Here is a 20,247-nt window from a genome sequence, read left to right as displayed (position 1 = left end):
GCTCAGAACCTCATATGCAGCGCGAAATGCGCGGGATTGAGCAGGCTGGTGACGTATTCGATCGGCCGCTCGTCCGCCGCACGCGTCAGCCGGCGGCCGCGCAGGAATGGCGTGCCTTGCGGGCAGCCGAGGATGGCGGCGTCGTCGGCGTTCAGCATCTCGATGTCGACCCACTCCTCGCCATGATCTGGTATGAGCCCCGCACCGCGCAGCGTCTGATGCAGCGAACCCTCGCGCAGGCCGCGCAGCGGCACATCTTCCAGCTCTGGCGACAGCGGCAGGCGGCTGCGTTCGATGGAGATGGCGTGACCGTCGCTGGCATTGGTGCGCACCCGGTCAACGGCGATGAAGAAGGGGCTTTCGACGTCCAGCAAGGTCGCGAGTTCGGCGTCCTCGATCACCTCCAGCCGCAGCGTTCGTGTTTCGGCGTTGGCGCCGGCATTGGCGAGCGCCCTCGACCAGCCGATGCTGTCATCGACCGGCTTGCCGTCAAAAGTGACGAAGGAGCCGATGCCGACCTTGGTGGTGATCAGCCCGCGGCTGGAGAGCTCCTCGAGACCCTTGCGGACGGTGTTGCGGCTGACGGAGAAGCGCTGGACGAGCTGGTTTTCGCTTTGCAGCCTGTCACCGAAACCAAGAACGCCCGAGCGGATCTCATGCTCGAGAACGGTCGCGATCAGCTCGGGCTTGGCCGTGCCGGGAGATAGTTGAACCGCGCGCCGTTTCATATGCGTACCTGTTCAGTGAACCTGTATAACCCTGTTCAATATCTTGCCGCGTGGCCTCTGTCAACGATCGGTGCGGACGGACGTTTCGCCCAAGCCGCCGGCCATCCGTCGGATGGCGAGCCAACGCTTGGAGGCAGTGCTTTGCTTGGAGGCAATGCTTTGATGAAAAAGAAAGCCCGCTCCGGCTACCCGGAGCGGGCCTTGGAGGAGGATGGAGGGGTGGGACCCTGTCCTCCACGGGGGGTGTGGACCGCAATCACCATAAGTGATTTCCGCGGGAATGCCGGATCACAAGCCGGCTTGCCTACATCACAATCCTGTGCCCGAGCGTGTTCACGCTATTGCGACCGACGCCGGGGTCGACCTGCTAAATGCGCCCCAGGACGACGAGGATGATGACAATGATCAACACAAGTCCGAGACCGCCACCACCGTAATAACCGGTTCCGTAGAACGGTCCACCGCCGAGACCACTGAAGCCGCCTAGCAGCGCGAGAATAAGAATAATGATAAGTATCGTTCCGAGACCCATGGCCTTCCCTGCTCCTGAATTAGCGCTTTTGCGCTGTTTCAACATCGCGCCATTTCGGATGTTGCAATGTATGAACGTTTTAGGGGGACTGGCGTTCCGCCGGACCATCGCGGCTAAGGAACACTTGGCCCGAGAACCCGCCTGGACGGCGGGCTTTCCGACCAACCGGAGGCCAGGAGAGTGCGGTTGAAGCCTCACGGCTGGTTCCGCGGTCTCCTTCGGCCTCAGCGGCGTGCGATCACGCCGACGCCAAGTGGGATTGACTACAGTGCCTTGGCGATCTTGCTCTCAGAATAGCCGGTAGAACAGCCTGTAGCGCACGCGTTCCATATAGGCGCGATATTCCGGCACGGTGGCCAGCAATGCTTCCTCGCGCAAGACGCGGTAAAGCTGGAGATAGGTGATCGCCGAATAGACGGCGAGGTTGTGGAAGGAAAAGGCCGACAAAAGGAAGAGCACATGGCCGGCGAGGTAGCCGGCATAGATCGGATGCCGCACAAGCCGATAGGCACCGCCCGTCATCACGCCTCGATTGGCGGGTAGGATCGCAAAAGAGCGCCCTAGCGAGATCTTGCCCCAGATAACGAACAACAACGCGATGAACTGCAACGGCGCGGCGACATAAAGGGGGACGAGCGCAGTGCCCGGTTGGAGGCTGATCAACGCAACGCCAAAACTGGCTGTCACCGCAACGATGACCGTAAGCGGATTCCAGTCACGCGTCACCGGACGCCGCGACAGAAGCAGCCAGGTGAAGGTGAGTATCTCGGAAATCGCCACCAGCGCTGCATTGAGCCGCGTCGGATCCTCGATAAGTTGATAGACGCCGCGATAGACGAACAGTGCCGCGCACAGCAGGGCGCAAGTGCGAAAGAAGCCTTCGCGCAGGTCGAGCAGAATCTCGCGCTTGCGCGCTGCGGACAAAAGCCTGTTGTCGGCTGCACGCGAAAGTGCGTCACTTTTTGACATGAGCAAGGCGAGCATCCCGATGATTCCTCGGGGAACCTTCGCACGCAACCATTGCCGGGCAGTTAACCGAGAAGATCAGATCGGCATCAAGCCGATCGAAGGCGACGCGAATAGGCAAGGTCCCGATTGGCGGTTTGTCGGGCTGCGATCTTGGCGATATCCTTCTTCCAATATCGGACGACGCGGACCGTTTCGCGGTTTCCGCACCGGTGCCTATCTGAAGTATCTATTGCTGAAATATCCCGCAAAATCCGGACGTTGCACCGCACTCTTACCATCGACATCATGCAGGATGCCCGCAGCGAAGAGATAGGAGCCAATCGCTTCCATCTTGGCCGGATCCATGATGCCGATGGCTCCGTCTTGCCCGCGCAGATAGTGCCCCTCGATCAGTGCCTTCAGCGAGGCCTGGATCACCGTCGGATTGGTCAGGGCATCCTTGTTGGCGGCGATCAGCAGCGTGGCGGCTTCCTCTGGATGATCGACCGCGAACTGATAGCCGCGCCGCGTGGCCTGGATGAAGGACGACGCCAGTTCGGGGTTTGCCTGGAGATACGCTTCGCTCGAAGAGATGAGCGTCGTGTGCTCGTCGGGAACGCCATGGTCGGCATAGACGAAGCTGCGCTGCTTGACGCCTTTGAGTTCGGCTTCGACGCCCTCCCAGGTTGACACTTCGAGCGTGAAGTCGATCGCGCCGCTGGCCAGCGCCTCGTAGGCGGAAGTGCCGAGCGTCACCGTCTCGAAATCGCCCTTGCCGCCATCATGGCGGATGATGGTCGAGATCAGCGCGTTCTCCCAGGCACTGCCGAAACCGCCATAGGTCAGGCCATCCAGATCCTTCGGACTTTTGATCTCGCTGCGCGCCGCATTGAACACCAACCGGCCTGTCTCTGACTGCACCACAGCATAGACGCCCTTCAAGTCGGCGCCGGCGGCCTTCTGGGTGAACAGGCTGATGGTGCCGTTGATGCCGAAATCGGCGACGCGGACGGCGACAAGCGTGCCGGCGCCGGTGTCGGTGTAGGGCAGTATCTCGACCTCGACGCCGGCCTCGCGATAAAATCCCTTGTCGCGGGCAACAAACAGCCCGATGTGGTTGGTGTTGACCGTCCAGTCCAGCGCGACAGTGACGTTTTGCGTTGCCGCGAAGGAGCGGCTCGATCGGGTGATCAGCGGCACCCCAACGGCAACGGTGAGCAGCAGAGCTTGCCTGCGCGTCAAGTCAGTCATGGTCATGTCCTTTGGATGGCTGGAGGTTGAGCAAAATATCGAGAATCTCGGCCTCGAGTATCCCGGACTGCCGTGCGCCGGCCGGATCGCGCGGGCGCGGCAGTGGCACCTTGATCTCGCGCACGACACGCGCCGGCCTCGCCGACAGCACATAGATGCGGTCGGACAGGAACACGGCTTCGCGCACATCATGGGTGATCAGCAACGCCGTCCAGCGATAATGCCGCCACATCTGTTCGAGCCAGCGCTGCATGGCCGCGCGGGTCAGTGCATCGAGAGCGCCGAACGGCTCATCGAGCAGCAACATGTCGCGTTCCTGCACGACGGTGCGCAGCAGCGCCGCGCGCTGGCGCATGCCGCCCGAAAGCTGTGCCGGAAAATGCCGCTCGAAGCCGGCAAGCCCGAACTCGGCAAACAGCGGCGCGACCCGCGATCGCGCCGCCTTGCGGTGGACGCCTTGCACTTCGAGCCCAAGCGTCGTGTTGTCGAGAATGCGGCGCCACGGCATCAGTGCGTCGCGCTGCGGCATGAAAGCGAAATGCCTGCCATGATCGTCGAGCGGCGCGCCGTCGAAGAACATCTCACCCTCGCCATGCTCGGCGCCGGTCAGAAGCTGGAACAGCGTCGACTTGCCGGCGCCCGAAGGCCCAAGGATCGAGACGAATTCACCCGCATCCACGCGCAGCGAAATGTCGGCGAGCACCTCGAGCCCGCCAAACGCCTTGCGCACATGCCGCACTTCCAGCCGGCTCATGCGTGCGGGCCTTTTCCGGCGGTTTGCCTGCCGGCGGCTCGTTCCCAAGGCATGGCAAGATGCTGCAGCAGCACCGTCAGCCCGAACAGGACGAGGGTGAGCGCGGCGCTGACGCCGACGGCGGCGAGCACCAGGTCGGGGCGGAAATTGTTCTTGGCGTTGAGCATGTAGATGCCCAGCCCTTTGGCCGCCCCGGCGTATTCGGCGAAGATGGCGCCAACCACGGCATAGGTGATCGAGATTCTGAGGCCAGCGAAGAAATAGGGCAGTGCCGAAGGCAGCCGTGCCAGCCAGAAGACCCGCCAGCGCCCTGCTCCCATGGAGCGCAGCATCTGGCCGATTTCGACCTCGGTGGCCTCGTAGCCCTGGACCAGGGCCACCAGCATCGGGAAGAAGGTGACCAACGCCACCAGCATGATCTTGGGCGTCAGCCCGAAACCGAACCACAGCACCACCAATGGCGCGATGGCTACCAGCGGCAAGGTCTGGCTGACGATGAAGACGGGAAACAGCGCCCGTCGCAAAGGCTGGAAGAAGTCGACCAGCATCGACAGCGCGAAGGCGGCGCTGAGCGAACAAGCAAAACCGATCAGCGTGGCGCGGATGGTGGGAATGGCGTTGTCGAGCAGCGCGTCGCGGTTGAGCATCGCCTGTTCGAGGACGCGCGAAGGCGCCGGCAGAACCGTCGGCTTGATGCCGGAATGGTTCACGTAAAGTTCCCACGCCACAAGCAGCAGACCGATGGATATCACGGCCGGCGCTGCCTGGGCGAAGAGGCCCGCGAGGTGGCGCGGGTTGAATGACGATGAAGCCACGGGAGGATGACCTTGACGGCATTCGCGCATCGGCGCGAGCGGTTCAGACGGCAGTGGGACTGTTTGCCGAAACCGTGACATCGAGGGTTACGTGGCCGGCGCCCGGCCCGAACCGGCAGAAGGCTTCATCGAGCGCCGAGAAAATCGCGCCGGCATCGCCGCGCAGCTTCGTGCAGAAATTCTTGGAGCGCTCGTAGACGCCGGACTGCTTCAGGAAATCGATGCATCCATAGATCTCGTCCATGTGGTCGTTCGTGCCCATCACATAGAGCGAGAACTGCGCCGCCGCTGGCTGGCCGGTGGCCAACGCGCCACGCACGGCGGCGATGGCGGCTTCCTTGCGCGGGCCGAGTGGGCCGGCAGGTCCGCCGAACGTGTCGGAGCGGCAGATCGGATCGTCTGGCTCACCTGGGCAGCCGCGCGAAATGATTGCCGACAGCACACAATGCTTGCCGCTGCCGGACGCAGCCACGAAAAGGTCGCGCAGCGCGGGGAACAACATTTCGGGGGAGCCGACCAGCAGGGTCGAGATCTCGTCCGTCTCGATCCTGAGCTTGTCGCGATACGGATCGAGCGCGCCGAGCGCCCCCAGGATGACACCGACAAAATCGTCGGCCATGGGATATAGGGAAACCTGTGCGCCTGAAAACATCGCCCGCCTCGCTCCGCTGGTATTACCCAGATCAGCTTCTAGGGTCTGTGGGCTTGCCGCCCCCGTCTCAGCCCCGACCGTACGGAGCACCCCTGTGGATGGCGGCGTTAAAGCACCATTCGGTCGGTTGGGGAAGCTATTTTTTCGGCAAGCTGCGCCAAAGGCGTTCGACCAGCGCGAGGCGATCGTGTCCCGCCGGCTCGGAAATTTGTCTGGAACCTTCGCGATGCCGAGAGGTTGTCCCAACAGTCGCAGACGCAATTGCAGGAACGCGTGACGCAGTTTCTCGCGGAATGAAGAGATATAACGGTCAATGGTTTACGTATGACCGTTACGGCGATGAATTAACAGAAATGGAGACGACCATGTTCATGAAAATCCTCGCGGCTTCGGCCTTCACCATTGCCCTTGCAACATCCGCCATGGCGCAAAGCAATAGCGCAGCCGGCGCGGACGGGTCCGGCGGCAGCGGCAAGTCGGTCACTGTAGACCCGAGCACGCCGGCTTCGCCCAATACGATCGATCAGGGCTCAACCAGCAGCACGACGGTCGCGCCGGGCGACATGAACTCCAACGCTGACAAGAATTGCCCGACCAATCCGCAGGGCGCGCAGATGGATGCCAACGGCAACGCGACCGCGCCGACCGTGAACGACAAGAACTGCGGAAAGTAGCTTTTCGCGGCATAGGAGTTGCGGACCTCGGTCCGCAATTCCATGCGCACCGGTTCAGTATCCGCCACGACCAGCCTGTCGTGACCCTTGTGCTGTTATCCACCTTGCCAAACACCCTTATTTCAGGGGACGGCTTTCCGGCCTGGGAGCGTGGCAGCGCAGCGTCGATTTTCATCAGCCGTTTGAGCAGGCGGCCGTAGGTGAGGTAAAGCACCCGGCCATTGGCAAGATCGAACTCCACCCTTCCCCATCGCCTTACCGGACCCTTTCCCGTTGGCGGACCAAGTCGGCTGATCTGGAAGGCCAACCTGACCTGGCGGCCTGCGACGTCCAGATAAATACCGGGATTGGCGCCCAGCACGCGCCACAAACGCCCAACATGCTCGATCGACATGTCGGATGAAATCACCATGTGATCCCACTCAAGTCGCGCCCAGACGAAATCACCGGTCGGCTGCCGCATCCCGGACACCAAATCCTTGCAATAGGCTGGCGCCACCTCGCGCACCAGCCTGCGCATCGCGGTCGCCACGCTGTCGATCATGTCCCGCCGCGATGCCCAGGCTGCCTCGGAGAACGGCACTTGTCCGAGAATGTCGCCGTCATCGAAATTGGCGGACATCTTATGCAGTGTCACGCCGCCGTGAACGGCATGCTGGGCATCCGTGACGAGGCGATGCAGAGGATGCGGACCCCGGTAGTTCGGCAGCAGCGCCGGATGAAAATTAAGCCCACCCTTGGGAAAGAGGCCGAGCAGCTGTTGTGGGATCAAGGTCGGGAAAGCGTAGCAGATCAGTACGTCCGCAGCGATATCAGGCAATTGTCGGCCAAGCTCGTTCCAGTCGTACGGCCGGCGGAATTCGATCAGCTTCACCGGTGTGTTGCCGAGATGGCGCATGAGCAGAAGCCGGCGCCTCAGCCTGCGCCGAAAATTGCCAATGCTGAAGCCTCTGGACGGGCGCTGAAAGCCAGGCACGATAATCGCGCCTATACGGTTGCCCGCTTCTATCCAGCCGGAAAGCAGCGGCCCGGTGTAAGCAGAAACGTCCAGTATGAAAACCGCATTGAGCTGCCCAGCATGGGACGCAGGCTCGGAAGAAATCATCTTCCCAAAGTCTGGCGGAGCAACACGTCGCATGCCGCCGCGCCAGCGATCCAAGCACCCTCGGAAATCCGTCCTGGCAAGACCAAACGGCCGGCCGAGCCGTCAGCCCGGTTTGGGAGAGAGCAGTGCTGCCGCGGTAACACTCGAGAGCCTTTCCCGCTTCATCAAAACAGGCTTTTCGTAGGTCTTCCTCATGCTCACCCCCCTTGAAATCGATCCAGCCTGCGCAGTTGGTCAGCAACGCAGCGGACTGTCAACCGCCGGACGGATGGTCGACAGTTCGCTGTTGGTAGTCTTTGGCAATCGACGAAGCGTCCATGCCTGCCCGCGGCCAGAAGCGACCCGTGACCTTACGAAACCGCCTTCTCACGAACCGGCAGTTTCCAGCCCGGCCGGACGAAATGGCAGGTGTAGCCATTGGGATATTTCTCCAGATAGTCCTGGTGCTCGGGCTCGGCCTCCCAGAACGCACCGGCCGGCGCGAGTTCGGTGACAACCTTGCCGGGCCACAGTCCGGAGGCGTCGACGTCGGCGATAGTGTCCTGCGCCACGCGCTTCTGCTCCTCACTGGTGTAGTAGATTGCCGAGCGATAGCTCATGCCGACATCGTTGCCCTGGCGGTTGCGCGTCGTCGGGTCGTGGATCTGGAAGAAGAATTCCAGAAGTTGACGGAAGCTGATACTCGCCGGATCGAAGGTGATCTCGATGGCTTCGGCATGCGTGCCATGGTTGCGATAGGTGGCGTTCGGCACGTCGCCGCCGCTGTAGCCGACACGTGTGGCAAGGACGCCCGGGAAGCGCCGGATCAGATCCTGCATGCCCCAGAAGCAGCCGCCGGCAAGCACTGCACGTTCGCTCGAAGTCGCCATGTAACGTCTCCTCAAAAGGCAATCCCGGAGAAAGCTTAGCCGTTTTCCGTCGGGAATTGCGCGAAAACAAATTTGGATATCCCCATAAATGGGCATTGTCGCCTGCTTCGTCCAGTCGGACGAGCGGCCAATGGGTAGCACTCAAGAAAAGCGCCTCGGAGATAGGTTGTATGACGCCGCTCAGCTGCGCGGATGCCGGGTTCGGCTGCTGGCGGCGACTGGCAGGTAACGGTTGCCAGCCGGGATGGCGGCAAAACTGATCGCCACTGGCGGCGCCTCGCGCGACCAGTTGAAGAGAACGGTCTTGACCGGAATGTTGTTCAACCATGCCCGCAATTGTGAGGGCACGCCAGGGCCCCGCCAAACCATCAGCATGCCGTGGTCGCGCAGCCGCTGCCTCGTGATCCAGGGCGCGAACCGCATATCGAGGTCCGTGAAGATCGATGGCTTGTCGTAGGCATTGAGGCCCGCCAGCATTGCCAGATTCGTGTCCCCGCCCACGATGTCGAGCCGGCCGGGCGCCGCCGCGTGCCAGACGACCTCGGCCTCGTCCGAGATCTGCTGCGCCGGCCAGCAGACAGCATCCATGCGCCCCCGCACATTGCAGCCCGTCCAGCGAATGGCCGCATAGGCGCCTGACATGGTGAGGATGCAGACGAAGGCGCAGATCGCCAGCCTTCGCATCTCGACGGCGCCGAGCCGCTGGCCGAGGAAGGCGAGCACCACCACGCCGACAAGATTGTACATCGGCGCCCCCCAGGCTTCGCCGGTGCCGGTGAACAAGGAGGCGACCATGATCAGCGTCGCCGGGCCCAGCCCCATCCACAGCAGATAGGCCAGCTTACCGCGCTCGACCGGCTCTCGCGGGGCTGGTGAGCGCCACAACAGCCCCGATATCGCCAGCACCAGGAGAAAGCCGGAGAGCCCGGCCATCTGGACACCGATGTAGTAGAGGCGCGCACGATGTTCGGATACCCAAGCATCGCGGTCGGCGAAATAGGTCAGAGGCAAGAAATCGATGCGGTAGAGCGCAATGGCCAGCGGCGCGGCGACTGTGAGAAAAACGGCCAGGCCGAACCATGGCCAGGGTGTCGCCAGCCGGCTGCGTGCGCGCGCGTCGGACAGGAGCCAAAGAGCGCCGAAGGCAAGTAGCAGGCCGGTGGAGAACTTGGCATAGAGCCCGACGCCCGACACCAGTCCGAGCGCCAGCCACCAGCCTGGCCCGCCGCCGCGGCCGGCGCGCCAAAGCAGCCAGCAGATGGCGGCCCAGAAGGGCATCTGCGCATAATCATGATTGAATTGCGGGGTCGGCCAGCCGAAGAAATAGATCGATGGCATCAAAAGCACGGCTGCCAGCGCGCGGCGTTGTCCGAGCATGTCGCGGGCCAGCAGATAGACCAGGACGAAGGTGGCCGAGATCGTCAGTTGAGCGACTAGATATTGGGGCCAGCGGAACGAACCGGTCAGAAGATGGCTGGTTTCGAGCAGCCAGCCGGGGAGTTGCGGATGCTTGTAGGTCAAAAGCACCCATTCGCGGCCCCACATGAAACCTTCCACGACGTCGCCGGGCGGCGCGGGATCGACAAGCGCCGGCACCACCGTCCAGCACAGGATCTGCATCAGGCACAAAAGCGCCAGCAGATACCACGGATGACGAAGCAGCCCGGGCCAGACCGACGACGAGTCGATCCCCACGGCGGGCAACCCTGCCGCCACCCAACCATCGATGGAGTCGTCAATTCCCGCCATGCGGCCGTTAGACCACATCGCCCGGTTTGCCGAACAGCCCCCAACATCAAAGCTTACAAAAAAGTATACTTGTGTGCCATTGCAGCACCAAGTTCGAGCGGGAATTTCGACGCCCCGTTGCCCTCACCGGGCAGAATAGTCCGCACGCCTGACCCCACTTGAACATCCCGGATACTCGATGCATCACCAGCATGCCGCCATTCTCGCGCCCTGTCCGTGGCCACGGCCCTAAAGCCAGAATGTTCATGGCGCAGGCCACGACCAGCATCTGGCCGCTGCTGCCCGCGTGGCGAGCGACGCGCGCACCAGGAGCAGTAGCGGACCGCAATTCGTGAGTTCAAACGCGCTTTGAGCTGCAAATGCAAAAAAGCCCCGCCCTGGCGCGAGCCAAGGCGGGCTTTGGCTCGACAGAGCCGTCGAACAGGATTCCCGGCGCCGGGCAAGACCTCGGGTCATTCCTCCGAGGCTGGCCTGAACTTTCGTACGATTACTTCGAACAGGATATCCGAGATCCACATGGCGCAGACGCCGATGAGGAAAGCCGCCGCCAGAGTCGACGTGTCGTCACCGGCCAGCGGCAGCCCCGTGGCGCGGGCATATTGTACCATGGGCAGCGTCAAATAGGCGGCGGCGAGAGCGCCGCAGATTGGCGACGCCACCATTTCGCGCAGCTTGTAGCGGTGCCGCGATAAAGCCCGCAGGACACCGCCAGCGAGACCGGCGGCAACCACCGGCCCCTTGATGCCAAGCAGGTCGAACACATCGTGCATCATTTGACCACCCTCGCAACGAGAAAGCCGAAGACCGACCCGGCGCTGAAAATGATCACGCCGCCAAGCAACAGGACCGAGCCCACCGGCAGGAAGACGATCGTCATGGCTTCCATCCGCACAGTCTTTCGCCCTTGCGGTTGTGCGTCAGCAAAGCCTTGACCTCGGCATCCGACAGCGCGTCGACCGCGGCCGTCGACAGCCGCAATGGGCTCGACAGCGCGCAAAATCCGCCCTTGACCGTGGTACAGCTTGCGGTCGCGGCCAGTGCGGCGACCACTGCGAGCATCAATCCCTTGCCCATGATCTGAGCTCCTTTCGGGCGGTAGCGGTGGGCAGCGCACCGATGTCGTTCTGGACCTGGTCGGCAACCTCGCGCGCCTCGGCCTCGGTGGCGGCTTGTCGCGCGCGCTCGGCGCGTTCGCCGGCCAGCCGCTGACGAACTCCCCAGCCAAACGCCGCCAGGATTGCGGCGCCAACGCCCAGAATGGTCGGATTGGTGAGCAGGAAAGTGAGCAGCGCACTCATCGGTTCGGTTCATCCTTGATGAGGTAGCCGACCGCGAAGACCGCGACGGGCAGGAGCGTGGCCCATGTCTCGGCGTCGTACCAGGAGGGCCACATGTTGCGGACGAAGACACCCGACACCGAAACGACGGCGGCGGCGACCGTCGCGGCGGTCAGCTTGTTGGTTGGGCGGATGGTCGGTTGAATGACGGTGGCCATGGTCAAAACATTCCTTGAAGGGCGATGGCGATGTGATGCCAGGCGGCGAGGACGACGAGCAGGCAGGCGGCGATGATCCCGCCTGCCTTCGCGGCCATCGGCATCCCGTCAGGCGCCGGCCAGGCCGGCCCGGGTGCTGGCGGGTTGTCCCCGGGTGTCGCGGCCGTTGGCGGAGTCGCTTCCGGCACCGGCTTTGCGGGTAGCGCGGGCACAGCCGCCGGCGCCGACATCAGCAAGGCCCGCGCCCGCACCGACTTGACGCGATCGGACCAGCCGCGCCCGAATGTTGCCCATGTCGGTAACCGCTGGAGAAACGCCAGCCGCGCGTCGCAAAGCTGGTCGATGACAACGCCGGCCGGTTTTGCCTTGATCGCGCCGAGCGTGGCAGGCCCGATGCGGCCATCCTGGGAGACGCCCAAGATCGCCTGAAGATATTTGGACGCCCTGCCCGGCCCGCTGTTCACGGCGAAATCGAAGACGGCATAGTCGACACCATCAGGCAGTTCGGCGCCGGCCACAGCGTCCCAATAGAACCGCCGATAAAGCCTGAACTCCTCGAACCAGGGCAAGAGCGTCGAGAACACCTTGAAGCGGCCGCTCTGCATGCGGTCGAGCATCTCCATCAGCCCGGCCTCGACCGAAACCGAGCCGTCGGCAAAGCGGGCATGGCCGGGCAGCATGTTCAGCCCATGGGCGGCATATTGCTTGGCAAGCGCGGTGCCCGCCCCTTCCAGCGTTTCGCGGCGGCCGTCGCGCGGCCAGGCCCAGGGCAGCCACTCGCCCCAGGGCTTGAGCGTCAGCGCCTGCATCGCCGGCGTCTGCTGCGAGGCTCTCGCGGCTTTGGTGACATAGACGACATCGGCCTCCGTATCCCAGGCGAGCTCGACGGCGGCCGAGGGATGGTCCCAGCCGAAATCAAGCGCCCCGAGGCGCGGCCAATAGCGCGGCAGCCGGAACGGCTCGCAGGCGATCATCGCCTCGGCCACCGGGAAGATGCGGCCGGAGCCGAGCACCGGAACACCCCGGGCACGGGCCTCGCGCTCATGTTCGGGATAGGCGGCGACAATCGCGGCACGCTGCTCGGCGCTGTAGTGAGCGGCATCGTCGATGGTCATGAAGGTGACGTGGCGGGACATGGGGGAGTTCCGGAATCAGCTTGCGAAGCCTTGGCTGTATCGCTCTGTAAAGGCGTTATTTTTTGCGGTTGGCGCGGCAGCACTTTGCCTTCTCCCACAAGGGGAGAAGGTGGATCGGCGCGCAGCGCCGAGACGGTTGAGGGGTGCGCCAAGAGGTGCCGTCCTTGCCAAGCTGGAACACCCCTCATCCGACCTCGCTTCGCGAGGCCACCTTCTCCCCTTGTGGAGAAGGAAGAGAGCGTTCACCCCTTCCCCATGCTCTCCACCTCACCCGCCGACAGGAACAGCAGCACCACATCCGACATCCCCAGCAGCGGCGTGAAGGTGACGATGGTGATGCCGTCGGTGGCGTTGGTGCGGGTCAGGCCTTCGGAATAGATGTCGAGCGGCGGTTCCTCGTCGAACCAGACGCCGTGCAGCGTTTCGCCCTGCCATTTCTCGCGGCCCTTCTCGAAGCTCTTGAACGACAGCACGCTCTCGCCCGCCTGTACGTCGCCGCCACCGCCATGGCGCACCACGACGCTGTCGAGCGCGCCGGGCGCGCCGCGGCCCATGATCGTGTCGACGATGGCATCGGCCGGGATCATGCCGGTGCCCCATTCCGCCTGCCGCTGCGGCGGGCCGACCAGCACGCGCTGCGGGTTGTCGCGCGTGCCCTCGCCGGTGACGCCGGCGGCCCACAGGCGCACCGGCGTCTCGAAAATCTTGCCTTGCCACCACTGGGGATAGCGCCCGGTCAGGTGCATCGCCCATTCGGCGCCGCCTGCCCTTGTCTTGCCGAGCTGGTTGCCGGCCATGAACAGCCGCTCGCGGTTGGCCGCTCCAGCCGCGTGAAATTCAGCCTGGCGTTTATACGGCTTGTAGGCGGCGAGCTGGTTGCCGCGGCGCCGGCGGTCAAGCTCCGCCAGCAGCGCCAGATATTCCGCGCTCGCCGGCATCGGCGGAACCGGGATCGGCGGGGGCGTCGAGGAACGGCCGGAGGACGGCTTCGAGGGCGCGGATGCGGCTGCGGATCTCCTCATCGCTCAGTATGTCCAGTTGGTTGATGGCGACATCGATGTCCTTGGGCAGCACCGAAAGCACGATCTTCAGATACTGGTCCGGCTTGTCGGCCCGCACTTCGGCGAGGACGCCGGCGCCATGGATGCGAAAATCGGCGCGCACGGCGGCGAGGAAATCGTCGCCAAGCGTCTTCTTCGTCCGCTTGCGGCGCAGTGCTGGAGCCGGCGAGCCGACGGAGGGCTTGCGCCTGGCCGCTCTTGCCCTGCCGCGCTTCGGCCCGGCATCGGCCTGGTCAGCCATTGGCCGGCGCCACGGCATTGGGCTGGGCGCCGCTGGCGCAAGCCGTCGTGCCGGCTTTCGGCGCCGGCCTGGCCCGCCTGGCGGGCTTCTTCGCACGGTCGACTTTCTTCCTCGCCCTCTTGGCCTGCTTCGGGCTTGCCGCCCGGGCGGCGTCCGGCGCACCGGCTCGTGCCTTGAGCCTCGCCACGGCGAGCCCGACGGCGCGGTCGTCGCCTGCCTGCGGAAAACAGAAGCCACCGGTTGCGTCCCGCACCATGCCGATCAGCACGCCGGGCGCGACCGCCTCGATACGGCCGAGCCGCGCCTGCGGTGCGGCGCCCTCGAATTCGCCAATGGCGCTGACGAGTTCGCGGCCGTCATCGCCGGTGATGATGGTGGCATAGCGGGGCATGGGATTCCTCGGGCAAGAGGGTCGGCGCCAAGGTCCAAGCGGCAGCCACGCTGCCTCGTCCGACGGTATCGCCAAAAACACAAAACCGCCTCGGCGGCGGGTCATCGGCGCAAATCAGCACCATGGACAAATATGTAGCATGGCTGCCCTCACCAGGTCAACGACTTTCTAGGAAAAAATTCACATTTGACCGGAAGGGTATAACCCGCGCCCTGACATTCATCCCGGCTTTTCATCAGCCCGCTCCTGTGAAATCATCGGCGGTAGCTCATGGAATGATTCCCGTCGCACGGCCTTGTGGGAGAGGACGATGGACAGACCAGCCATGGCATCCGTTTTCAGGATGCGGCACGCTCCGGCCACGGTGTCGGGTGTGCGCAGCACTGGCCAGGGCCAGGCGGACCCGATCATCCGGGTGAACTCGCTTGGCGAAGCGGTCCGCTTCGTCGCCCACGCTTTCCCCAACTATGACATCAGCGCCGTCGCCATAGACTGCGGCGATCCTTCGATCCCGCGCCTTGGCGGCCTGGAGGCCACGGCGCTGTGGCGCGAATATGGCGAACAGCTGACCCAGGAATAGGTGCATGCCGCGACAAGGCCGGTGCGGCGCTGCTCCAGGTCGGATCGGAAACCCAGCTCGCGCGTTTGGACCCTAACCACTGGAGCACCCGCCATGAATGTCGCCAACCTGCAACTCGAAGGCCTGCTGATGGCCGTCGCCTCGATCAACCACGTCCTGGTCAAAAAGGGGCTGCTGACATCGGAAGAGATCGACATCGCCCTGCGCAAGGCCGAAGCCTCGGAAACCGGCGAGGAGCGGTCCGGAGGCATGTCGGCGTCGAGCCGCGACGCCGTCAACTTTCCGATCCGGCTGCTGGAACTCGCCAACCAATGCCAGCCGGAGGCCGACATGCCATCCTTTTCGAAGCTGGCCCGTATGGTCGGCCAGATGAAGGAGCCTTATAACGACCAGATGTAAGGCCTTCCCGGCCCTGCCTTGGGCTGGTGCTCAAGCCTGCCGGGGCGGGCTGCCTATGCCCTGCCCCGGGCGGGCCGCTTACGCCCTGCCCCGGGTGGGCTGCTTACGCCCTGCCCGGCCATCCCAGGTTCAGCGACAGTACCCGTCCCGGTCCATGCACCGCGGCGAACAGCAGTCCGGCCAGGAATGAGAAATGGTCGACGAAGAAGCCGAACTCGGCCTGGTTGCCGGCCCAGCGGCTGGGCCCGTGGAAAGCAAAGGCCAGGAACAGCACATAGGCGGCGGCGATCAGGGCCGCCTGCGAAAAGAAGGCGCCGCTGAGGAAACACAGCACCAGCGCCACCTCCAGGATCGCCGCGCACCAGGCGAGGAAGAGCGGAAACGGGAAACCGGCGGCCGCGATATAGCCTGCCGTCGCCCCCATGCCCATGAACTTGAAGGTCACCGCCATCAGGAAGGCGGCGGCGAAGATCAGGCGGGCAACCAGAAGCGCCGCGGTCTGCCACGGCGATTGTACGATTTGTGACGACATGGATCGTTCTCCTTGAACTGCATTAGCCCCAAGGACGCGCCGCTGTGCACGGATCCGACATGGGACACGGATTTTTCTCTTCGGCTTCGGTTTGACGGCTGATGATCCTCTCCCTTGAAGGGAAGCAAGTACGCCAAGGCCTCGATTGCCGGTCGCCGCGATTAGGCGCCAGGCGTTCACGGACACTTAACGATCCTGAAACTTGTCCGTAACCAGCAACGTGATATCGTTAGCCGGGGCTAATGCACAGGCGTGTCCGGTGCGTTGATTTTGGGTAGGTTGAGTTTTGGGCGCGAGTGTCAGGTTAGGGACGAGAGCCTATGTCGTCCGGTCATCGGTCCTGGAGTGCAGCGGCTGTGGCGGCACCGGGCAGGTTTTCCAGTGCCCGCGCTGGACGGCTTCCAATGGCCTTTGCTGTCCCGCGGGGACCCATCATCGCGGCTGTCCTGGTGCCTCCATGCCTTGCGCCGAGTGCGGCGACACCGGCTCCCACGAAGCCGACCACCCGATCCACCCGTCGGCCTGACCCCGTCGGCCTGACCCGACCGCTCGCGGCCGGCTGGACGCCTTGTCCATCGCCGCGCTCCTGGAACCAGCAGCGTCGATCGCTGTTATGTCTGATCCCGGCGTCGCCTGCCGAACCCCGATGGCGCGCGACCCTGCGGCAAAGAGAGGCCCGACATGCCCGACGACAAATCCAAGACCAAACAGGACCGCAAGCTGGTCTCGAGCGAGGAAACCTACGAGGTTGCCGCCTTCGCGCGCAAATACGGCATTCCGCAGAGCGAGGCGCAGACCATCATCAAGCGCTACGGCCCCTCGCGCAAGAAGCTCGACAACCACATGGCCGCACGCGGATAGCCGCGGACGTCCGCGAGGCGGCAACCATTTCGCCGGCCTCGCGTTGACCGATGCTGCGGGCCGCGTCAACCGGGCCCGGCGGTACGGTGAACAGGATGTCTTTTTCCCGGTTTCTCATCCTGGCCAACGAAATGGCAGACGAGCACCTGTCCCGCCCGGCCCGTGGCATGCCACATTGACGAAGCCATCCGGCTGGCACAGCCTGATGGCTGACGAAGCCAGGCTGGCGAAAACGGAGGGCCGCGACCATGTCCGAGACAACACGCAGGACCGGCAGCTGCCTGTGCGGCAGCGTGCGTTTCGTCGTCACCGGCCAGCCCTCGCGGGTCGGTCTTTGCCACTGCAAGGATTGCCGCAAGGCGGGTGGTTCGGTCTATTCGGCCTTTGCCATCTGGCCACGCAATGCCTTCGAGACATCGGGGGAAGTGGCGAGCTACGGCACACGCAGCTTTTGCCCGAGCTGTGGCAGCCGCGTCGCCTGGGTCGACGCCAACGAGGCCGAGGTCATGCTCGGCAGTCTCGACCTCGCACCGACGGATCTGGCACCGCAATACGAATTGTGGACCGTCCGGCGCGAAACCTGGCTGCATGCCTTGCCCGGCACCGAGCAGTTCGAGCATGACCGGCTCCAGTCGAACGGCGGGAATGCGCCTGCGCCAAGGTCCTCGTCGGATGCCGTCACACGCGATTGAAAATTGATCGTTTGGAGCTGGAACCCTCCCCTGTCGGTCACGTTATCCGGCGCTTCCTCGGCGCATGGATTGTGCTGGATTGGCCGACATGCGCGATTCATGGAGACGACCGTTGAACGACAAGATGTTCCCTCGACCGATCCGCCTGAAGTTCGCCCCGGAGCGGGAGCGCGTGGTGCGCAGCGCCTGGGAAGGGCTGGAATGCCTCGGCGACTGGCCGGCCGGACAGGGCCGGCGTTATCGGGCGGCCCTGCGCAGTTGCCGCGATGCGCTGGATGGCTGGGCGCCGCCGGAAAAGGCGATGCGGGCGATGATCGACGCCGCGCGCGAAGCGCAGATCCTCCATAGCGTGAAATGAGATAGCTGATTGATTTGACTACACCGGTGCGGGTCGCCCGCATGGCTCGGATACGACGCGTGAGGTGGGCGGGCTCCAGAAAGCCAGAGTGAGATGCTGCTCGACCGGCCTCAGGCAAGCGCGGCCCGTTCCATCAGGCAGGACGTGAAAATCGGGTCGGCGCTGCGCTGTGCGATCACGCCGGCCTCGGTTGGGCAAACCAATGCAATGCGCAAACAAAAAGCAGGCCGGCTCGCCTGCTTTTTGTCGCGAAACGGCTTTCGATCACTGTTCGGGCAGGTCCCCGCTGACGATCGGTTGCGATGCCTCGAAGCCGATGCCCTTCGGCGCCATCAGCATCAGCACGATTACAATGGCAATAGAGGCAAGCAACGTTGCGGTTTTGGCAATATCTCTCACGGGGTAATCCTTTCAGATCAACTTCTCTGCAGAAACGTTTCGTCTTCCGCGAGGTTCCGCTGCCGCGGCGACAATGTCCTCCAATCAGCACTACTGCTTGGGCGGTTGGGCCGGCACTTCGCCCGGCTTGATGACCGGCGTCTTGCCTTCGTCGGGCGCCGGCGCAGCCATGCCCTGATCGCCGATGGCCGGCGGCTTCAACACGCCTCCGCAATCGTTGAGCTTTTCGCTAAGGTCGCCGCCCGACGGCTGCTTGCCGCCCTGGTCCGTTTGTGCCCGGCATTTGTCGGACTGCTGGTTTGGCGTCGGCTGAGCTGTCTGGGCCGCTGCCGGCAGCGCCAGGGCCAGCATCGCGGCGCATGATGCAACGGCGAGAGGTTTCATCTGGGCCTCCTTCGTTAAAGTGCCGCCCGCGGCGGCCTTCCCTTCATGGAGACAACGCCGGTCGGCCCAGAAGGTTGGCGAAAAAGCCTATTCGCGCCGCTGGTCCGTGCGGTCCGGAGCGGGTTTCTCGTCACCCGCCTCCGACAGGCCGGCCTGGGGTTCGAGCCGGTACAGAAGCCCCGTCACGATCAGCACGATCAGCGTGGCGAACCCGGCCACCTGCCACAGGCCAAGGCCGCAGGCGACGCCTATCGCGCCCGCGAGCCACATTCCCGCGCCGGTTGTCAGCCCGTGGACCTCACCGCGCGAAAACAGGATCGAACCGGCGGCGAGAAAGGCAACGCCGGCCGTGACGGCTTCGACGACCCGGATTGGGTCGACGTTGACGGAATCCTGCGCGAACATCGGCGCATGGACGATCTCGATCGTCAGGATGCCGAACGTGGCGGCGGCCACGCAGACCAGAATATGGGTGCGAAGCCCCGCGGAGCGATTGCGCCATTCGCGCTCGAAACCGATGACCGCGCCATAAAGCGTCGCCAGCAACAGCCGCGCCGCGATGACCGGGAACGAGGTGTAGGTCGGATGGCCGAATTCCTCGACGAGTTGTTCCATGATGTCCTTCCGATGATGAGATGTCCCGACGTCGGCGCTGGCTCGCTCAGGGCGGACAAAGGATTGCGGGCGACCCGATTCCGGGCTCAGCGATCCGGTGTTCCCGGGATGTCCTCGCCTTCTGGTTCGGCGGGGAGGAAAGGAACGGGCATTCGCGGGCAATCCTCATAGCTGTGGTCGCGGCCGCCGCAGAACGAGCAGCACATCGCCTCGCGGCCCTCGTTTCCGGGCCGCCATTGCGGTGTTTCGTAAGGCTTCCTGCCGTCCATGCCCAGCAATGCGCGAGGCCCGATTTGGTTGCGTGGCCGCCGGCGTGGCACCTCAAAAGCGCGCGGCGCGAGCCCGGTCGCGGAACCAAGGGACATGACAGGGGTTGTGTGCGACAATGCATGCGGCCACATCCGGACCGGCCGCCCCGCGATCGTTCCGAACTGAAGAGAACCACCATGTCCACTCGCGTTCCGATCCTGTTGACGGCCATGAGCGTCGTGCTCGCGGCGACCGGCCTGGCCGAAGCCCGGCCCGACAGCCGTTCCATGAGCTGCGCCGAGATCAGGGCCGCGATCCAGAGCCACCGCGCCGTGGTGCTGACCACCGGCCCCAACACCTATGACCGCTATGTCAGGCAGTTCGGCAACGAGTGCGACTGGCCTGAAGTGCCGATGTCGGCCTATATTCCGTCCCGCGATGGCGACTGCCCGGTCTACCGCTGCCAGGACCCGGGCCTGGATTTCCCGGATTGACGGCCGGGATCGACAGGTCCGATTTGACGGCAAGCCGCGCAGACGCCATAACGTCCTGCTTCTCCCGCTTCGTCTAATGGTAGGACAGCGCCCTTTGAAGGCGTGAATCGTGGTTCGAGCCCATGAGCGGGAACCAAGCGTGTCGGACGACACAGAAGTCTGGACTGCGCCAGAGGAGTTTGGACCTACTTCGGTATGCGCCATAGGGCGAACGCTGACTTGCAGCAGCCTGTGCGTCACCCTTGTTGCGAGACCGCCATGCTCAGGCATCTGGTCACTAGTG

28 protein-coding genes, 1 tRNA gene, 1 pseudogene and 1 riboswitch are annotated in these 20,247 nt (G+C 63.9%); of the genes and pseudogenes, 8 read left to right on the top strand and 22 right to left on the bottom strand.

Annotated elements, in window-relative coordinates; translation table 11 throughout:
* Positions 1-2 precede the first annotated feature (2 nt).
* The 7 genes from LB556_RS19210 to LB556_RS19180 all read right to left on the bottom strand — a co-directional run bounded on the left by LB556_RS19210 (position 3) and on the right by LB556_RS19180 (position 5,680).
* The gene (locus LB556_RS19210) at positions 3-728 is read right to left on the bottom strand and encodes a GntR family transcriptional regulator (RefSeq protein WP_224569303.1); all 726 of its coding nucleotides are present in this window, start codon (positions 726-728) and stop codon (positions 3-5) included.
* Positions 729-1,095: 367 nt separating this feature from the next.
* On the bottom strand, positions 1,096-1,260 hold the full coding sequence (locus LB556_RS19205; RefSeq protein WP_023769518.1) for a DUF3309 family protein: 165 nt from the start codon (positions 1,258-1,260) through the stop codon (positions 1,096-1,098).
* A gap of 288 nt (positions 1,261-1,548) precedes the next feature.
* On the bottom strand, positions 1,549-2,244 hold the full coding sequence (locus LB556_RS19200; RefSeq protein WP_224569302.1) for a methyltransferase family protein: 696 nt from the start codon (positions 2,242-2,244) through the stop codon (positions 1,549-1,551).
* 198 nt (positions 2,245-2,442) lie between these two features.
* Positions 2,443-3,459 carry an ABC transporter substrate-binding protein gene (locus tag LB556_RS19195; RefSeq protein WP_224569301.1) on the bottom strand — a complete coding sequence of 339 codons (1,017 nt, stop codon included), beginning with the start codon at positions 3,457-3,459 and terminating at the stop codon, positions 2,443-2,445.
* Positions 3,452-4,213 (bottom strand): ABC transporter ATP-binding protein, encoded by a 762-nt coding sequence (locus tag LB556_RS19190; protein ID WP_224569300.1) that lies wholly within the window; start codon positions 4,211-4,213, stop codon positions 3,452-3,454. Before LB556_RS19190 ends, LB556_RS19195 begins: the two co-directional genes overlap by 8 nt.
* On the bottom strand, positions 4,210-5,028 hold the full coding sequence (locus LB556_RS19185) for an ABC transporter permease (RefSeq protein WP_224569299.1): 819 nt from the start codon (positions 5,026-5,028) through the stop codon (positions 4,210-4,212). The genes LB556_RS19190 and LB556_RS19185 overlap by 4 nt, the downstream gene beginning before the upstream one ends.
* 43 nt (positions 5,029-5,071) lie before the next feature.
* Positions 5,072-5,680: a Ykof family thiamine-binding protein gene (locus LB556_RS19180; protein WP_224569298.1), complete on the bottom strand. Its 609-nt coding sequence runs from the start codon at positions 5,678-5,680 to the stop codon at positions 5,072-5,074.
* Positions 5,671-5,784: riboswitch (TPP riboswitch) on the bottom strand. (Overlaps the previous gene by 10 nt.)
* 261 nt (positions 5,785-6,045) lie before the next feature.
* Between LB556_RS19180 and LB556_RS19175 the strand changes: the two genes are divergently transcribed.
* Positions 6,046-6,354 (top strand): hypothetical protein, encoded by a 309-nt coding sequence (locus tag LB556_RS19175; RefSeq protein WP_224569419.1) that lies wholly within the window; start codon positions 6,046-6,048, stop codon positions 6,352-6,354.
* 634 nt (positions 6,355-6,988) lie between these two features.
* On the opposite strand, the pseudogene LB556_RS32015 reads toward LB556_RS19175, so the two are convergent.
* The 11 genes and pseudogenes from LB556_RS32015 to LB556_RS19115 all read right to left on the bottom strand — a co-directional run.
* Positions 6,989-7,252, bottom strand: a pseudogene (locus tag LB556_RS32015) (formyltransferase family protein); the annotation flags it as partial.
* Positions 7,253-7,809: 557 nt separating this feature from the next.
* On the bottom strand, positions 7,810-8,328 hold the full coding sequence (gene msrA / locus LB556_RS19165; RefSeq protein WP_224569297.1) for a peptide-methionine (S)-S-oxide reductase MsrA: 519 nt from the start codon (positions 8,326-8,328) through the stop codon (positions 7,810-7,812).
* 180 nt (positions 8,329-8,508) lie between these two features.
* A complete protein-coding gene (locus tag LB556_RS19160) occupies positions 8,509-10,077 on the bottom strand; it encodes a glycosyltransferase family 39 protein (protein ID WP_224569296.1) in 1,569 nt (522 codons plus the stop codon).
* 452 nt (positions 10,078-10,529) lie between these two features.
* Positions 10,530-10,847: a hypothetical protein gene (locus LB556_RS19155; RefSeq protein ID WP_224569418.1), complete on the bottom strand. Its 318-nt coding sequence runs from the start codon at positions 10,845-10,847 to the stop codon at positions 10,530-10,532.
* 103 nt (positions 10,848-10,950) lie between these two features.
* Positions 10,951-11,151: a hypothetical protein gene (locus LB556_RS19150; RefSeq protein ID WP_224569295.1), complete on the bottom strand. Its 201-nt coding sequence runs from the start codon at positions 11,149-11,151 to the stop codon at positions 10,951-10,953.
* Positions 11,136-11,375, bottom strand: coding sequence for an ABC transporter permease (locus tag LB556_RS19145; RefSeq protein ID WP_224569294.1), 240 nt, complete (start codon positions 11,373-11,375; stop codon positions 11,136-11,138). Before LB556_RS19145 ends, LB556_RS19150 begins: the two co-directional genes overlap by 16 nt.
* The gene (locus LB556_RS19140; RefSeq protein ID WP_224569293.1) at positions 11,372-11,572 is read right to left on the bottom strand and encodes a hypothetical protein; all 201 of its coding nucleotides are present in this window, start codon (positions 11,570-11,572) and stop codon (positions 11,372-11,374) included. Before LB556_RS19140 ends, LB556_RS19145 begins: the two co-directional genes overlap by 4 nt.
* A gap of 2 nt (positions 11,573-11,574) precedes the next feature.
* Positions 11,575-12,708 carry a glycosyl hydrolase 108 family protein gene (locus LB556_RS31635; protein WP_263485359.1) on the bottom strand — a complete coding sequence of 378 codons (1,134 nt, stop codon included), beginning with the start codon at positions 12,706-12,708 and terminating at the stop codon, positions 11,575-11,577.
* 242 nt (positions 12,709-12,950) lie between these two features.
* Positions 12,951-13,646, bottom strand: coding sequence for a terminase large subunit domain-containing protein (locus LB556_RS19125; protein ID WP_224569292.1), 696 nt, complete (start codon positions 13,644-13,646; stop codon positions 12,951-12,953).
* Positions 13,603-14,010: a hypothetical protein gene (locus LB556_RS19120; RefSeq protein ID WP_224569291.1), complete on the bottom strand. Its 408-nt coding sequence runs from the start codon at positions 14,008-14,010 to the stop codon at positions 13,603-13,605. Before LB556_RS19120 ends, LB556_RS19125 begins: the two co-directional genes overlap by 44 nt.
* Positions 14,003-14,401 (bottom strand): hypothetical protein, encoded by a 399-nt coding sequence (locus LB556_RS19115; RefSeq protein ID WP_224569290.1) that lies wholly within the window; start codon positions 14,399-14,401, stop codon positions 14,003-14,005. Before LB556_RS19115 ends, LB556_RS19120 begins: the two co-directional genes overlap by 8 nt.
* Before the next feature lie 310 nt (positions 14,402-14,711).
* Between LB556_RS19115 and LB556_RS19110 the strand changes: the two genes are divergently transcribed.
* Positions 14,712-14,981 (top strand): hypothetical protein, encoded by a 270-nt coding sequence (locus tag LB556_RS19110; RefSeq protein WP_224569289.1) that lies wholly within the window; start codon positions 14,712-14,714, stop codon positions 14,979-14,981.
* A 93-nt stretch (positions 14,982-15,074) separates the two neighbouring features.
* On the top strand, positions 15,075-15,380 hold the full coding sequence (locus tag LB556_RS19105) for a hypothetical protein (RefSeq protein ID WP_224569288.1): 306 nt from the start codon (positions 15,075-15,077) through the stop codon (positions 15,378-15,380).
* A 103-nt stretch (positions 15,381-15,483) separates the two neighbouring features.
* Here the strand turns inward: LB556_RS19105 and LB556_RS19100 are convergent, their stop codons facing one another.
* Complete coding sequence (locus LB556_RS19100) at positions 15,484-15,912, bottom strand: DoxX family protein (RefSeq protein ID WP_224569287.1); 429 nt, start codon at positions 15,910-15,912, stop codon at positions 15,484-15,486.
* A gap of 681 nt (positions 15,913-16,593) precedes the next feature.
* Here LB556_RS19100 and LB556_RS19095 point away from each other — a divergent pair.
* From LB556_RS19095 to LB556_RS19085, 3 genes are all read left to right on the top strand, one after another.
* Positions 16,594-16,773, top strand: a complete 180-nt coding sequence (locus LB556_RS19095; protein ID WP_015317039.1) for a DUF3606 domain-containing protein — start codon at positions 16,594-16,596, stop codon at positions 16,771-16,773.
* 248 nt (positions 16,774-17,021) lie between these two features.
* On the top strand, positions 17,022-17,465 hold the full coding sequence (locus tag LB556_RS19090) for a GFA family protein (RefSeq protein WP_224569286.1): 444 nt from the start codon (positions 17,022-17,024) through the stop codon (positions 17,463-17,465).
* 112 nt (positions 17,466-17,577) lie between these two features.
* Positions 17,578-17,823 carry a DUF982 domain-containing protein gene (locus tag LB556_RS19085; RefSeq protein ID WP_224569285.1) on the top strand — a complete coding sequence of 82 codons (246 nt, stop codon included), beginning with the start codon at positions 17,578-17,580 and terminating at the stop codon, positions 17,821-17,823.
* Between the two features lie 264 nt (positions 17,824-18,087).
* On the opposite strand, the gene LB556_RS31630 is transcribed toward LB556_RS19085, so the two are convergent.
* The 3 genes from LB556_RS31630 to LB556_RS19075 form a co-directional block, all read right to left on the bottom strand.
* Positions 18,088-18,222, bottom strand: coding sequence for a hypothetical protein (locus LB556_RS31630; RefSeq protein ID WP_263485386.1), 135 nt, complete (start codon positions 18,220-18,222; stop codon positions 18,088-18,090).
* 90 nt (positions 18,223-18,312) lie between these two features.
* Entirely contained in the window at positions 18,313-18,606 is a 294-nt protein-coding gene (locus tag LB556_RS19080) for a hypothetical protein (protein WP_224569284.1), read from the bottom strand.
* Positions 18,607-18,693: 87 nt separating this feature from the next.
* Positions 18,694-19,221 carry an MgtC/SapB family protein gene (locus tag LB556_RS19075; protein ID WP_224569283.1) on the bottom strand — a complete coding sequence of 176 codons (528 nt, stop codon included), beginning with the start codon at positions 19,219-19,221 and terminating at the stop codon, positions 18,694-18,696.
* A 446-nt stretch (positions 19,222-19,667) separates the two neighbouring features.
* Here LB556_RS19075 and LB556_RS19070 point away from each other — a divergent pair, with 446 nt between their 5' ends.
* Complete coding sequence (locus LB556_RS19070; RefSeq protein ID WP_224569282.1) at positions 19,668-19,964, top strand: hypothetical protein; 297 nt, start codon at positions 19,668-19,670, stop codon at positions 19,962-19,964.
* Positions 19,965-20,026: 62 nt separating this feature from the next.
* A tRNA-Gln gene (locus tag LB556_RS19065) sits at positions 20,027-20,100 on the top strand.
* The last annotated feature ends 147 nt before the right edge of the window (positions 20,101-20,247 follow it).

This window comes from Mesorhizobium sp. ES1-4 (assembly GCF_020164745.1).
Lineage (GTDB): Bacteria > Pseudomonadota > Alphaproteobacteria > Rhizobiales > Rhizobiaceae > Mesorhizobium.
The sequence above is the reverse complement of the archived record's forward strand: the minus strand, read 5'-3'. Positions and strand labels throughout refer to the sequence as shown.